Source organism: Salinicola lusitanus (assembly GCF_038648475.1).
In the GTDB taxonomy this organism is placed as follows: Bacteria; Pseudomonadota; Gammaproteobacteria; order Pseudomonadales; family Halomonadaceae; genus Salinicola; species Salinicola lusitanus.
In genome coordinates, this window is record NZ_CP151919.1 from 182,464 (window position 1) to 195,679 (window position 13,216).

13 protein-coding genes are annotated in these 13,216 nt (G+C 72.3%); all 13 read left to right on the plus strand.

Annotated features, from left to right (window positions below):
* Nucleotides 1-84: 84 nt before the first annotated feature.
* The 13 genes from AAGT95_RS00800 (at nucleotide 85) to AAGT95_RS00860 (ending at nucleotide 13,185) form a co-directional block, all read left to right on the plus strand.
* The gene (locus AAGT95_RS00800) at nucleotides 85-1,791 is read left to right on the plus strand and encodes a hypothetical protein (RefSeq protein WP_342595203.1); all 1,707 of its coding nucleotides are present in this window, start codon (nucleotides 85-87) and stop codon (nucleotides 1,789-1,791) included.
* Nucleotides 1,788-2,300: a hypothetical protein gene (locus AAGT95_RS00805; protein WP_342595204.1), complete on the plus strand. Its 513-nt coding sequence runs from the start codon at nucleotides 1,788-1,790 to the stop codon at nucleotides 2,298-2,300. The genes AAGT95_RS00800 and AAGT95_RS00805 overlap by 4 nt, the downstream gene beginning before the upstream one ends.
* Nucleotides 2,297-4,552, plus strand: a complete 2,256-nt coding sequence (gene gspD, locus AAGT95_RS00810; protein ID WP_342595205.1) for a type II secretion system secretin GspD — start codon at nucleotides 2,297-2,299, stop codon at nucleotides 4,550-4,552. Before AAGT95_RS00805 ends, gspD begins: the two co-directional genes overlap by 4 nt.
* Nucleotides 4,549-6,060, plus strand: coding sequence for a GspE/PulE family protein (locus AAGT95_RS00815; RefSeq protein ID WP_342595206.1), 1,512 nt, complete (start codon nucleotides 4,549-4,551; stop codon nucleotides 6,058-6,060). The genes gspD and AAGT95_RS00815 overlap by 4 nt, the downstream gene beginning before the upstream one ends.
* A 234-nt stretch (nucleotides 6,061-6,294) precedes the next feature.
* On the plus strand, nucleotides 6,295-7,500 hold the full coding sequence (gene gspF, locus AAGT95_RS00820; protein ID WP_342595207.1) for a type II secretion system inner membrane protein GspF: 1,206 nt from the start codon (nucleotides 6,295-6,297) through the stop codon (nucleotides 7,498-7,500).
* A 118-nt stretch (nucleotides 7,501-7,618) separates the two neighbouring features.
* Complete coding sequence (gene gspG, locus AAGT95_RS00825) at nucleotides 7,619-8,059, plus strand: type II secretion system major pseudopilin GspG (RefSeq protein WP_342595208.1); 441 nt, start codon at nucleotides 7,619-7,621, stop codon at nucleotides 8,057-8,059.
* Nucleotides 8,056-8,532: a GspH/FimT family pseudopilin gene (locus tag AAGT95_RS00830; protein WP_342595209.1), complete on the plus strand. Its 477-nt coding sequence runs from the start codon at nucleotides 8,056-8,058 to the stop codon at nucleotides 8,530-8,532. Before gspG ends, AAGT95_RS00830 begins: the two co-directional genes overlap by 4 nt.
* Nucleotides 8,529-8,903 (plus strand): type II secretion system protein, encoded by a 375-nt coding sequence (locus tag AAGT95_RS00835; protein ID WP_342595210.1) that lies wholly within the window; start codon nucleotides 8,529-8,531, stop codon nucleotides 8,901-8,903. Before AAGT95_RS00830 ends, AAGT95_RS00835 begins: the two co-directional genes overlap by 4 nt.
* Complete coding sequence (locus AAGT95_RS00840; RefSeq protein WP_342595211.1) at nucleotides 8,900-9,508, plus strand: prepilin-type N-terminal cleavage/methylation domain-containing protein; 609 nt, start codon at nucleotides 8,900-8,902, stop codon at nucleotides 9,506-9,508. The genes AAGT95_RS00835 and AAGT95_RS00840 overlap by 4 nt, the downstream gene beginning before the upstream one ends.
* Entirely contained in the window at nucleotides 9,505-10,596 is a 1,092-nt protein-coding gene (gene gspK / locus AAGT95_RS00845) for a type II secretion system minor pseudopilin GspK (protein WP_342595212.1), read from the plus strand. Before AAGT95_RS00840 ends, gspK begins: the two co-directional genes overlap by 4 nt.
* Nucleotides 10,596-11,918, plus strand: coding sequence for a type II secretion system protein GspL (locus tag AAGT95_RS00850; protein ID WP_342595213.1), 1,323 nt, complete (start codon nucleotides 10,596-10,598; stop codon nucleotides 11,916-11,918). The genes gspK and AAGT95_RS00850 overlap by 1 nt, the downstream gene beginning before the upstream one ends.
* Entirely contained in the window at nucleotides 11,915-12,457 is a 543-nt protein-coding gene (locus AAGT95_RS00855; RefSeq protein ID WP_342595214.1) for a hypothetical protein, read from the plus strand. Before AAGT95_RS00850 ends, AAGT95_RS00855 begins: the two co-directional genes overlap by 4 nt.
* Entirely contained in the window at nucleotides 12,457-13,185 is a 729-nt protein-coding gene (locus AAGT95_RS00860; protein ID WP_342595215.1) for a hypothetical protein, read from the plus strand. Before AAGT95_RS00855 ends, AAGT95_RS00860 begins: the two co-directional genes overlap by 1 nt.
* Nucleotides 13,186-13,216 lie beyond the last annotated feature (31 nt).

Below are 13,216 nucleotides of genomic sequence, written 5' to 3' on the forward strand. Positions count from 1 at the left end.
AAACCGTCATCCCCCAGTCATTAGGATGCCGAGTCCGGCGGCGGCGAAGACCGTACGCCGCGTTGGATCATTCGCGGGAGCCTCATGACTGACCCCCTTTCCACCGCCCCCCAGGCCGCCACCGGCCGGGGCTGCGACCCCACTCGCCGCCGCCTGGTCGGCACCCTGCTGGGCGCCGGACTAGGCGCTGGCCTGAGTGCCGGAATGAGCGGCTGCGCCGCGCCGCTGACAGCCAGCGCGCGCGCACCGACCCCAGGGCGCCAGGTCGAGATCTTCTATCTGGCCGATACCCTGGAGTGCCTCGGCCCCACGCGGATCGTCGCCCCCGCCACCTATCTCGGCCCGGCCGAGCTGCTCGGCGCCGCCCCCTGGGCCACGGCGGCCGGCGTGACCACGCTGGCGGGCAGCGCTGCCGCCGAGTGGGCCGCACTCTATACGCCGCGCAGCGCCGCCCGGCGCCACACCGCAGGCTATGGCGGTCTGGCCGCGCAGCTCGACCGGCTGCGCCGGGAACTCGGTACCGAACGCACCCTGACACTGGAGAACGGCCAGTGCTGGAGTGGCAGCGGCCTGGGCCATCTCGCCAACGGTAGTGCCGGCGTCGCCGCCAGCCGCCTGCTGGCCAGCGACGCCCGGGTCAGCAGCGACGAGCGCACGCTGTGGCCACAGCGTGCCTCAGCGCTCTACCGCGACTACGCACGCCCGGTGCTGGGCAATCTGGCCGCGCCACCCGCCGGCGTCAGCGTGGCGACCCGCTTCGAACGCGATGGCGTCCAGGTGGCGGTGGTCGGCGCCAGCGACCCCAACGCCCTGGACGAGACCCGCTCCCTCGATCAGTGGTACCAGACCCTGGCCGAGAGCGTGGCCAAGGCCGCCGCGGAGGCCGAGCTGGTGGTTCTGCTGGCCGATACCGGCAGCGCCACCGCGCGCTGGCTGGCGGCGCGGCTGCCACAGGTCGATCTGGTGCTGGCCGCCCGTGGCCAGGATTTCTGGCCCCGTCTGATCGCAGTCGACAATGCCCACGGCGCCCCGGTACCGCTGTGTCTCCCCGGCAGCCACGCCAGCGGCTTCTTTCATCTCAGCTGCCGCAGCACACGCGACGGCTGGCAGATCCACGCCGAGTTCCAGCGCAACGACATCGCCGCGGACGCTGCGGCCGCCGATCACCAGGCGCGCTTCGATGCCCTGCGCGCACCCTACGCCGGCTGGCTCGACCGCCCGCTGGGCAGCGCCCCCGACTGGCTGTGGCGCCGCGACAGCGTCGGTGGCACCTGGGATGGCCTGATCGCCGCCGCCCTCACCGGGGATAGCGACACCACCCGCGCGCTGCTGCCGGGGCTGCGCCATGACACCCTGCTGGCCCCTGGCGAGACGATCACCCGCGACCACCTGTGGCGCCTGAGCGGCGGCCATCCGGCCCGGGTCGTCGAGCTGGCACCGCACGCCGAAGCGCTGGCGCGCCTGCTCGAGCGCGCGCTGGACAACAGCCTGGGTACGCCGCTGATCCTCAATGACAGCCGCGACCTGCCGCGTCTCTCGGCGACCCACTGGACGCTCGACTACGGTGCCGCCACCGGCGCGCGCGCCCATCTCGACGCGCTGCCCGAAGGGCTCACCTGGCGCAGCTTCAGCGCCCGCCCCCGGGCCGGCGGCGAACCGCTGTGGCAGCGCCTGGAGCGCTATCTCGGCGACCACGGCGGCACGCCGCCGGCCCCCACCCCGCCGAGCCTCGAGGCGCGCTACGTCGACGGGCATCCCGGTTGGCATCCGCAGGCGCGTCTGAGCACATGACCCTCCCGGCCTGGCTGAGCGCCCCGGCACAGTGGCTGGCGCTGTGTCTACTGGCGTGGCTGGCGGCCCAGGCGCTGACCGGCACGGCGCGGCTGCTGGCGCCGGCCGCCCCCGTCTTGGCGCCGACGACGGTCACCCTCGACCCCGCCGCGCTGCCGCCGGTACCCACAGCCTGGCAGCAGCAGGCCGCCGAGGCGGACCGGCGCATTCCGCTCACCGACCTGCCCTACCACGTGGTCGGCCGGGCACTGAGCGAAAGTGACGCGAACTCGCTGGTGGTGCTGGCGACGCCCGACGGCCAGCGCGCGCTGATGCCGGGCGACCGCATCGCCGCCAACATCACCCTGGCACGCATCGACGACGAGGGTGTGGTGCTGTCCCGCGCCGGGCGGCTGGAGCGGCTGCCCTGGCCCGAACCGACCGCCGCGCCGAGCGGGGGCATCTCGCCCGCCGCTCCGACCACCGCCGCCACCGCTTCTTCATCCACGCTTTCGGAGTCATCCCCATGAGCTCCCTGCCATCTCGATCGGCGCTCACGCTGCTGCTGGCCCTGCTACCAGCGCTGCTGCTGGCGACCCCGGCCCTGGCCCAGTCACAGCCCCAGACGCCCACGGGCAAAACGGCCGGTGCCGCCACGGATGCCACCCCGCGCTATGACGTCGACTTCCAGCAGACCAGCCTGCGCGAATTCATCGACAGCGTGGGGCGGATCACCGGCCATGAGTTCCTCGTCGACCCGCGGGTCCAGGGCACCATCTCATTGACCAGCCAGCGGCAGTTGAGCGCCGACGAGCTCTACCGCCTGTTCCAGAGCGAGCTGCAGATCAACGGCTACGCCACGGTGCCGCTCGCCGACGGCCAGGTGCGCATCGTGCCGGCCCAGGCCTCGCGCACTCAACCGCTCCCGCTGGGCGACGCCGCCCAGGGTGCCAGCGTCGCCACCGGCGTGATCGCCACACGCAACCTGGACGCCGCCACCCTGGCCAACGTGCTGCAGCCGCTGGTCGACAGCCAGGTGGGCACGGTCACGCCATGGCCGGAGAGCCATCTGGTGGTGGTCACCGACTGGCGTGACAATCTCCAGCGACTGACCCAACTGGCCCAGCGTCTCGACCGCCAGCGCGATCTCCAGGCCGCGGTACTACCGCTGGCGCACGCCTCCGCCGATGAGCTCGCCGGCACCCTGGACTCGCTGATGCAACGCGAGGGCGGCGGCCAGGTGAAGGTGGTGGCCAACCCGCGTGCCAACGCCCTGGTGGCCTACGGCGACCCCGCCGGGATGGCCCGGGTGCGCCAGCTCGTCGCCTCGCTGGACGCGCCCCAGGCCCAGGCCCAGCAGCGCAACACCCGGGTGATCTATCTCGACAACGTCAGCGCCGAGTCGGTGGTCGCGGTCCTCGGCGGGCTGACCGGCGACCGCCCCCAGAGCGCGGGGGGTACCGACGCCAGAAACCAGGTGCAGCAGCTGCTGCAGCGCGCCAGCGGTGGTGATAGCGCACTGCAGGGCGGCCGCCTCGGCGCCATGGGTGACACCGGCGGCAGCGGGCTGCCCGCGCTGCCGGATGCCACCAGCCGCAACGCCGCCGTCGCCGGTACCCTCGGCGCCGGCGACGACGCGGTCGGCTTCGCCGTCCACCCCTCGACCAACGCCCTGGTACTGATCGGCCCGCCGGCGCGGCTCGACGCCTACGCCAGCATCATCAAGCAGCTCGATATCCGCCGCGCCCAGGTGGCGGTGGAGGCGATCATCGCCGAGATCACCGAGTCCCGCGCCAAGCGCCTCGGCGTGCAGTGGCTGTTCGGCGATCTCTCCGGCAGCGGCACCGTGCCGGTGGGCGGTTTCAACTACGCCGCCGACGGCCAGCCGGGGATCAATGCCATCGCCGGCGCCGCCGCGCGCAACGACACCAGTCAGCTGGCGCGGCTGCTCGGCAGCATCACCGGGGCCAGCGCCGGGGTCGGCCGGATCAGCGACAGCGGGGTGAGCTTCGCCGCCCTGCTCGGTGCGCTGCAGAGCGACAGCGAGACCAACCTGCTGTCGACCCCCTCGCTGACCACCCTCGACAACGCCCAGGCCTATATCCTGGTGGGCCAGGAGGTCCCTTTCGTCACCGGCTCCACCACCTTCAACGAGAACCCCTACCAGATCATCCAGCGCGAGGATATCGGGGTCAGCCTGCGCATCCGCCCCTCGATCAGCTCCGACAACACCATCCGCATGGACATCGTCCAGGAGGTATCGTCGATCGACCCCAACGTCCAGGCCTCCGACGTGGTCACCAACAAGCGCGAGATCGAGACCTCGGTGATCACCCGCGACGGCGGCATCGTGGTGCTCGGCGGGCTGATCAGCAACGCCGGTAACTCGAGTTCGGCGCGGGTGCCGCTGCTGGGCGATATTCCGCTGCTCGGCAAGCTGTTCCAGTACAACCGCGACGATCGCGAAAAGCGCAACCTGATGGTGTTCATCCGCGCCCGGGTGCTGCGTGATGCCGCCCACATGGACAGTGCCACGGCTGAAAAGTACCGCTACATGCGCGCCCAGCAGCTGCTCGCCGGATTCGACGATGACCAGGCGCTGGCGCCCTGGACGGCGGCGAACACGGCCGTCGGCGGCATGTCTTCGGCTGCCGCGGGAATGGAGGGTGCGGGAATGGAAGGTGCGAGAATGAGTGGCGCGGCGCCGAGCGCGCCGGGGCAGCCGCGCTGGAGCGCACTGTTCCCCGATCAGCGCAGCCGCCTGGGGAGCCTGGCGCCATGACCGCGACACCGAGCCTCTCCGCCAACGACGATAGCGTCGCACCGCTGCCCTATCGGCTGGCCAAGCGTGCCGGGGTGGCGCTGGCCCCGGGCGCCCACGGCTACCGCCTGCTGTGCCGTGACACCACCTCGCCGCTGCAGCTCGAGGTGCTGCAGGATATTCAGCGCCGCCTGGGCCGCGCCGAGGGCTGCGAGTGGCTCGACGGCGACACCTTCGAGGCCCGTCTGGCCGCGCTGCACGATGGTGAGCGCGCCGACAACGCAGCGCTGCTGGAGGGCCTGGCCGAGCACGTCGACCTCGACAGCCTGATGCAGGAGCTGCCACGCGCCGAGGATCTGCTCGAGAGCGAGAACGAGGCGCCGGTGATCCGGCTGATCAACGGCGTCTTCTCCGAAGCCCTGCGCCTGGCCGCCTCGGACATCCACGTCGAGCCGTTCGAGCGCGAGCTGGTGATCCGGCTGCGGGTGGATGGCGCCATGCGCGAGGCGCTGCGTCCGCCACGGGTGCTGGCGCCGGTGCTGATTTCGCGGATCAAGGTGATGGCGCGGCTCGACATCGCCGAGAAGCGCCAGCCCCAGGATGGCCGCATCACCGTGCGCGCCGCCGGCCGCGACGTCGATATCCGCGTCTCTACCCTGCCCGGCATCCACGGCGAGCGGGTGGTGATGCGTCTGCTCGACAAGCACGCCGCGCTGCTCGACCTCGACCGCCTGGGCATGCCGCCGGCCGTGCTCGAGCGCTACCGCCGGGTACTCGAGCAGCCCAACGGCATCCTGCTCAACACCGGGCCCACCGGCTCGGGCAAGACCACCACCCTCTACGCCAGCCTCAATGCGCTCAACGACCGCAGCCGCAACATTCTCACCGTCGAGGACCCGGTGGAGTACGCCATCCCCGGTATCGGCCAGACCCCGGTCAACCCCCATGCCGGGCTGACCTTCGCCCGCGGTCTGCGCGCCATCCTGCGCCAGGACCCGGATGTGATCATGATCGGCGAGATCCGCGATCTGGAGACCGCCGCCACCGCGGTGCAGTCGAGCCTCACCGGCCACCTGGTGCTCTCGACCCTGCACACCAACAGTGCGCTGGGAGCGATCGCGCGCCTGCGCGACATGGGCATCGAGCCGTTTCTGCTGGCGACCAGCCTCAAGGGAGTGATGGCGCAGCGCCTGGTGCGTCGGCTGTGCCCGGCGTGCTGCGAGTGGCGCCCGCGCCGGGCCGATGACGTCCAGTGGCTGCCCGGCATCGAGACGCTGTCGCGCCTGGCCGAACCCCAGGGCTGCGACCACTGCGACCACAGCGGCTACCGCGGCCGTCTGGGGCTTTACGAGTTCATCCCCATCGACGCCCGGCTGGCCGGCCTGATCCATGAGCGCGCCCCCGAGGCGGCGCTGGCCGAGTACGCCTTCGGCCAGGCCGGCGCCCAGAGTCTGGCGCAGGCGGCGCTGGCGCGGCTGGCGGCGGGCGAGACCGCCCTCGACGAGGTGCTGCGTGCGATCCACCGCTGAGCTTGCCCCCTGCGCTGACCTCAAACTGCCATCGTCCGTGGGTCAGACTACGGCGCCACACGTTCATCCCCTCTTTCTTGAGGCCATGTCTGAAAAGTCCGACGAGCGAAGCCCAGACAAGGCAAAAATCGGCGAGAGAGCGGAGTTTACTGGGGTGTAAATGAGCATCTCGAGACGATTTTTAACGCCGTATGGGCGAGCGCAGTCCTTTTCAGACATGGCCGGGGAGAGTCGATGCCCACCTATCGCTATGTGGCCCTGAGCCCCGACGGCCGCCGCCAGCGCGACGTGCTGCAGGCCGAGAGCGAGCGCCAGGCGCGCCAACTGCTGCACGAGCGTGGCCTGTTCCCGCGCCGGCTGGCGCTGGTGCGCGATGCCGGCGCCCCGGGGCGACCGGGCCGCGGGCGCCTCGATCCCACCAGCCTGGCGCTGCTCACGCGCCAGTTGGCGACCCTGGTGGAGGCGGGCATTCCGCTCAGCGACGCCCTCGACGCCCTCACCCGCCAGGCCGAGCGCCAGCGCGAACGCGCGCTGCTGCTGGCGGTGGGCAACCGGGTGCGCGAGGGCCACTCGCTGGCCGACAGCCTGCGCCCCCACTCGAGCTTCGACCTGCTCTACCGCTCGCTGGTCGCCGCCGGCGAGCGTGCCGGGCGCCTGGCGCTGGTGCTCGAACGCCTGGCCGACCATCTGGAACGGGTCCAGGCGCAGCGTCAGAAGGCGCGCACCGCGCTGGTCTATCCGCTGGTGCTGGCGGGGGTGTCGCTGGCGGTGGTGAGCGGGCTGATGACCTGGGTGGTGCCACGCCTGGCGCAGCAGTTCGAGCGCTCCGACATGGCGCTGCCGTGGCTGACCCGGCTGATGATCGGTCTCTCCCAACTGACGCTGAGTCTGGGGCCGTGGCTGCTCGCCCTCCTGCTGCTGGGCCTGCCGCTGGCGCTACGCGTGCTGCGCCGTCCGGCGCCGCGGGCACGGCTCGATGCCCTGCTGCTGCGCCTGCCACGCCTGGGCGAACTGATCCGGCTGCTCGACACCGGGCGCCTGACCCGCACCCTGGCGATCCTCACCCGCAGCGGCATCGCCCTGCTGGAGGCGCTGCGGGTGAGCCGCGACACCCTGGGCAACCATGGCATGCGCGAGGCGGTGGCGCTGATCGAACAGCGGGTCGAGAGCGGGGTCAGCCTGCACCGGGCAATGCAGGAGTCGGGACGCTTCTCACCCTCGCTGCTGCACATGGTCGCCAGTGGCGAGGCCAGCGGCACCCTGGACAGCATGCTCGAGCGCATCGCCGATGCCCAGGAGAGCACCTTCAACCGCCGTGTCGACATGGCCCTGGCGCTGTTCGAGCCGCTGATGATCCTGGTCATGGGCGCGGTGGTGCTGACCGTGGTGCTCGCCATCCTGCTGCCGATCATGCAGCTCAACGGCAGCGTGGCGCTGTGACGCCCAGCGCCACGCTGCCGACGCTATCGCGCGCTACCGGCTCCCGACGCCATCAGCGCCCATCCGCCATTAGTCCATCGGCAATCATTAGCCCGCATGCCATAAGAGAGGAAACGCCATGACACGCCCTCCCCGCCCCGGCCACCAGTCCGGTTTCACCCTGCTCGAGATCATGGTGGTGATCTTCATCATCGGTCTGCTGGTGGCGATCGTCGCCCCCAATGTGCTGAGCAATCAGGACGATGCCATGCAGCAGAAGGCGCGCGCCGATCTCTCGACCCTCGAGCAGGCGCTCGACATGTACCGTCTCGACAACTACCGCTACCCCACCACCCAACAGGGGCTGGCGGCGCTGATCACTCCGCCCCAGGTCGCACCGCTGGCCGAGAACTACCGCGAAGACGGCTATATCCGGCGCCTGCCCGAGGACCCCTGGGGCCACCCCTATCACTACGCCAGCCCCGGCCAGCATGGCCGGGTCGACCTCTACAGCCTGGGCGCCGACAACCAGCCCGGCGGCGAGGGCATCGATGCCGATATCGGCAACTGGATGCTGTGAGGTCTCGTGGCACCCGGGGCTTCTCGCTGATCGAACTGCTGGTGGTGATCGTGATCATCGCCCTGGGCTCGAGCCTCGCCGTGGCCTGGCTGGCGGGTACGCACCCCGGCGAGCGGCTCGACCGCGAGGCCCGCGAACTGGCCGGCGCCTTCCGCCTGGCCGCGGATGTGGCCCGGGCGCGCCAGCGAGTGGTCGGCTGGCAGCCGCTGGCCGAGGGCTACCGCTTCGTCAGCTGGCAGCCCGGCCACGGCTGGCAACCCTTCGGCGAACGCCTGGGGCTCGACCCCCAGCGCTGGGACCCGCCGCTGCAGCCCAGCCGTCAGCCGCCGGCCGCCGACACCACCACGCCCTGGCTGGTGTGGCTGCCCGACGGCGAGGTGGTGGGCGCGCATATCCGCCTGGCGGGCGCTGGCGCCAGCCGTACCCTGGCGGTGGATGCGCTCGGGGTCAGCGTGACAGGCAGTGGGCGATGAGTGTCAGGCACGCCCAGCGCGGCTTCACTCTGCTCGAGGTGGTGGTGGCGCTGTTCATCCTGGCGCTGATCGCGGTGATCGTCGCCCAGGGCGTGCAGCAGCGCGTGCGCATCGCCGAGAGTGCGGCGCGTCGTGCGCCGCTGCTGCTGTGCGCGCGGGAGTTCGAGAGCCGCGCGGCGCTGGACCACTACTGGCCGCGCCTGGGCACCCAGCAGGGCGAGCTGAGCCAGGCGGGACAAACCTGCTGGTGGCGCCTGACGGTGAGCGCCACGCCGATCCAGCGCCTGCGTCAGGGGCGCCTGGCGCTCTACGACGACCCGGCCCGTGCGCACCCGGTACTCACCTTCACCCTTTATCTGGCACCGCCATGAGACCGCCAACCGAGTCGGCGCCGCGCCAGCGCGGCTTCACCCTGCTCGAGGTGATGATCGCCATCGCCCTGACCGCGCTGGTCGGCATCGGCGTGGCGGCACTGGTCAACCAGCTGGTGACGGTCCGCGAGCGCTTCGCCGAGCCGCCGCCGCTGGCAACGGAGATCGACTTCAGCCGTCTGCTCACGCGGCGCCTGGAGGCGCTGGTAGAGCGCCCGGTGCACGAACGCGGTCTGGTGCTGTTCAACCTGCCACTGGCCTATCGCGCCGACCTGTCACGGCTGGAGTGGGTCTCGCTGGGCGCGGCAGCGCTGCCGGTGGGCGACTTCTACACCCGCCTGCGTCGCCAGCGCCTGCAGTGGGATCGCGACGGCGCCACCCTGACGCTCGACTCCAGCGGGCTGCTCGACGCCGCCGGTGAGCCCGAGTGGCAGCGGGTGGCGGCACTCGACGACGTCACTGCGCTGACGCTGGAATTCTTCGCCGCCGGGCGCTGGCTCGCCGCCCCGCCGCCGAACGGGATCGCCCAGGGCGTGCGCGTGCAGTGGCAGCGCCATGGCCGGCCGGTGATCGCCACCGCGATACTGCCGGAGCTGCTGCCATGACCCCGCCGTCGAGCGGCCGCCGCGGCTCCCCGGGTTCACCGCGCCAAACCGGGGCCGCGCTGCTGATGGTGCTGCTGGCGCTGGCGCTGGTGAGCGTCACGCTGAGCGCACTGACGCTGCAGGGGCGGCGCGAGCTGACCCGTCTCGAGCTGCTGCAGCAGGAGACCCAGGCCGAGTTCTACGCCCGCGGCGCGGAGATCATCGCCCGCCGCGCGCTCACCGACGCTGCGGTGCGTCACGCCGATCTGTGGTGGCAGACCCTGGCCGGGCGCCCGCTGCGCTACCCCACCGACGCCGGCGAGCTGCACCTGGTGGTGCACGACCTGCGCACCTGCTTCAACCTCAACGCCCTCGGCGGCAGCCAGGCCGCGCTGGCCCAGCAGCAGCTGCGCTACTGGGTGGCCAACTACGCCGGCGAGCGCCTCACCGACATGAACCCGGGCGAGTTCGTCGCCCGTCTCGCCGACTGGATCGATGCCGACAGCCTCTCCCGCGTCGGCGGCATGGATGGCGCCGACTATGCGCGCCTCGATCCGCCCCGGACGAGCGCCGACACCTGGCTCCGCGATCCCAGCGAGATCAACTGGCTGGCGCCTCTGGACAGCCGTCGCATCGGCCGCTTCGGCGAGCTCTGCACCCTGCCCGACGACGGCCCCTGGCGGCTCGATCTCAATGCCCTCGGGCCCGGCGACCTGCCGCTGCTGGATGCGCTGTTCGAGGGCCAGGTCGATCGCGGCGCCCTGGCCACGCTGCTGCGCGACCGCCCGCCGGGGGGCTACACCAGTCTCGACGCGGTGCGCCAGGTGCTCGGCGGCGATGCGCCCTGGCTCGACCGCTACGGCGGCCGCCTGCGGCTGACCCCGGACTATGTGGCGCTGGATATCCGCATCCGCCTGGCGGGTCAGCACTACGACTTCCAGCGCCTGCTGCTGGCCGAGGGCACCAGCGCCTTCTACCCGCTGCAGCCGGCCGCGCGGGTGCGGGTGCTGAGCCGCCGCAGCGGCTACCCCAGCGACCGGCTCACCGCCACATCCCCGGACGCCGCCGATCCGGCGGCGGATAATCTCTTCACCCAGGAGCAGCCCTGATGCGCCGACCCGGACGCCCGGCGCGCGCCGCCGCCCGCCTGCTCGTCGCCCCACGCGAGCGCCTCGCCCCCGGCGACGACACCCTGGCCGGTATCGACTGGTGCCTCGAAGGCGCCACCCCACAGACGCTGAGCGCCGCCAGCCCCCCCGAAGCGTGGCAGGCGCTGACGCGGCTGGCCGCCAGCCACCCGGTCACCCTGCTGCTGCCGGCGGACGCGGTCAGCCACTTCCATCTCGCCGCCCCGCGCGGGCTCAAGCGCCGCGAGTGGCCGCTGCTGCTGGAGACGGTAACCAGCGATGCGGTGGATCAGCTCCATCTGCATCCGCTGCAGCGCGGCCGCGGCCACCTGGAACTGATCGCCTTGCCGCGGGCCGAGCTCGCCGCCTGGCGCGCCTGGGCGCAGCGCCTCGGTCTGGCCCCGGCGGGTTGGAGCTGCGCCTTCCTGGCACTGCCGCAGCCGGCGGCGCCGGATCAGATCACCACACTCGACGACGGCAGCCACCGGTTGTGTCTGGGGCTGGCCGCACCCGCAGCGCCGGGTGCGCCGGAGACTCGCCAGTGGCTGGCTTGGCCGCGCGACTGGCCGCTGCCGCCGTCCTGGCGCGAGCGCGACTGCCAGGTGGTCGATGGCGCCATCGATACCGATGCCGATACCCATGGCGACACCGGCCAGCCGCGACCGTGCGACGACCACCGAGGCGATGGCGAAAGAGACGACGACAGGAACGCTGGCGGCGAAGCGGCCGCCGAGCAGGCCCGGCGCCGCAGCCTCACCTGGCTGGCGGCGAGCCCCCCCGCCGCGCTGCCGTTCGCCGATGACAGCGGCGCGCGCCGGCCAGGGATCAACTGGCAGCCGCAGCGACGTACACGCTGGCTGGCGGGAGCCATCGCGCTGCTGGCGCTGCTCGACGCCTCGCTGTGGCTAGCCACGACCTGGCGCGCAGAGGCCGCTGCCGGGCAGCAACAGGCGGCAGCGCTGGCAGCGCGCTTCGCCGGCCCACCGCCGGTGGACGCCCAGGCGGCGCTGGCCACTCGTGCTGACGCCATCGACGCCCTGGCCCGGCGCAATCGCCAGCTCAGCGAGGCCCTGGCAACGGCTACGGCACAGCTCGCCGCCACGCCCTGGCAGCTATCACGGCTGGCGGTCACCGGCACCCGGGCGAGCCTGACCTGGCGCTACCCCGAGCCGCCGGCGCCGGTGGTGGTGAACCGGGCCCGCCAGGCTCTCGCCACGCTGGGCGAGGCGCAGTGGCAGCCAGGGCCGGGCGAGCTGAGCCTGAACCTCTCCCTCGCCGCCGTCACCCCGGAGCCCGCGTCATGAGCCGATTCTCCTTGCGCCTGCCCGCTCGCCTGGCGCCGCTGTGGATGGCGCGCTCGGGGCGGGAGAAAGGACTCCTGGTGCTGGCACTGGTCGGCGTGCTGGCCTACGCCGGCCACGCCGCGCTGACGCATCTGCCCGCAGATGACGAGCCGTTCACCGCGGCGAGGTCGGCGCCGAGCCTGCTGCGGCTGCCGCCGATCGCGCCGGTGAGCGTCGAGCAATGGCGCAGCGCCGCGGTGGAACAGGGACTGGCGCTGACCCACATCGAGGTGACGGCGCACGGCGTCACGACCCGCGGCGAGGCGGCCTCCCCCGCGGCGTTCAGCGAGTTCGCGCGCTGGGCGGCGCAGCACGGCTGGTGGGCGGTGGGGTGGCAGCTCGAACGCCGCGAGGGGCAGAGCCTGGCGCTGGCAGCGCACTGGCGCAGTCAGCTCGAAAGGCCGGCATCTGAGCCAGAGTCAGGAGCGGAGTCGGCATCAGCGCCGGGGGCGGGATCGAAGCCGCTGGATACCCGCGCCAGCGCAACGGAGAGCCCCTGATGCGACGCAGGTTCGTTGTGCTGGGCAGGCTCGGCGCGGGGCTGACGGTGGCCCTCGTCTTCGTCTCGACGTTGGTTCTGACATGGCCGCTGACGACCTTCGGCCCGCAGGCGGCGGTGGCCCGGGACGTCACCCTGGCCGCCCCCTCGGGGACGCTGGCGACGGGCCGCGTGGCGCGCATCGCCTGGCGCGCCGCTGGCTGGCCGCTGGCGCTGGGGCCCCTCGACTGGAAACTGGCCTGGCCCGGGCAACTCGCGCTCACCCTGGGTGAAGGCAGTGGCGCCTGGCACGCCCGCGGCGTCTGGCGCGGCCTCGACACCCACTGGACGCTCACCGGTGGCGATCTCGATGCGCTCGATCTCTCGCGCCTGCCGCTGGCGCTGGCGGCGCGCTGGGAGGGGCAGTTGGATGTCACCCTGCGCGGCACCCGCTGTCTCGCCAGTCACGGCGCGCTGACGGCATCGGATGTCATGTTGCTCACCCCGACCCGGGTCGCGCTGGGCCATGCCCGGCTGCAGCTAGAGTGCGGTGACGGTGCGCCCCGGCTGCGGCTGAACCTGGAACAGGGTCAGGATCTGGCACTCTCGCTGACGCTGACGCCTGGCGCCAACGGCGGCCAGGGCGAGCTACGCGGCCGCATCGCCGACAGCCATCCGCTGGCCGAGTGGCGTCGACGCCTGGACCCCGACGCCCGCGGCGAGCGTATCGAGCAGCGCTTCCGCTGGTAGCGGTTTCTGGATAACGCCTGCGTGACCCGCA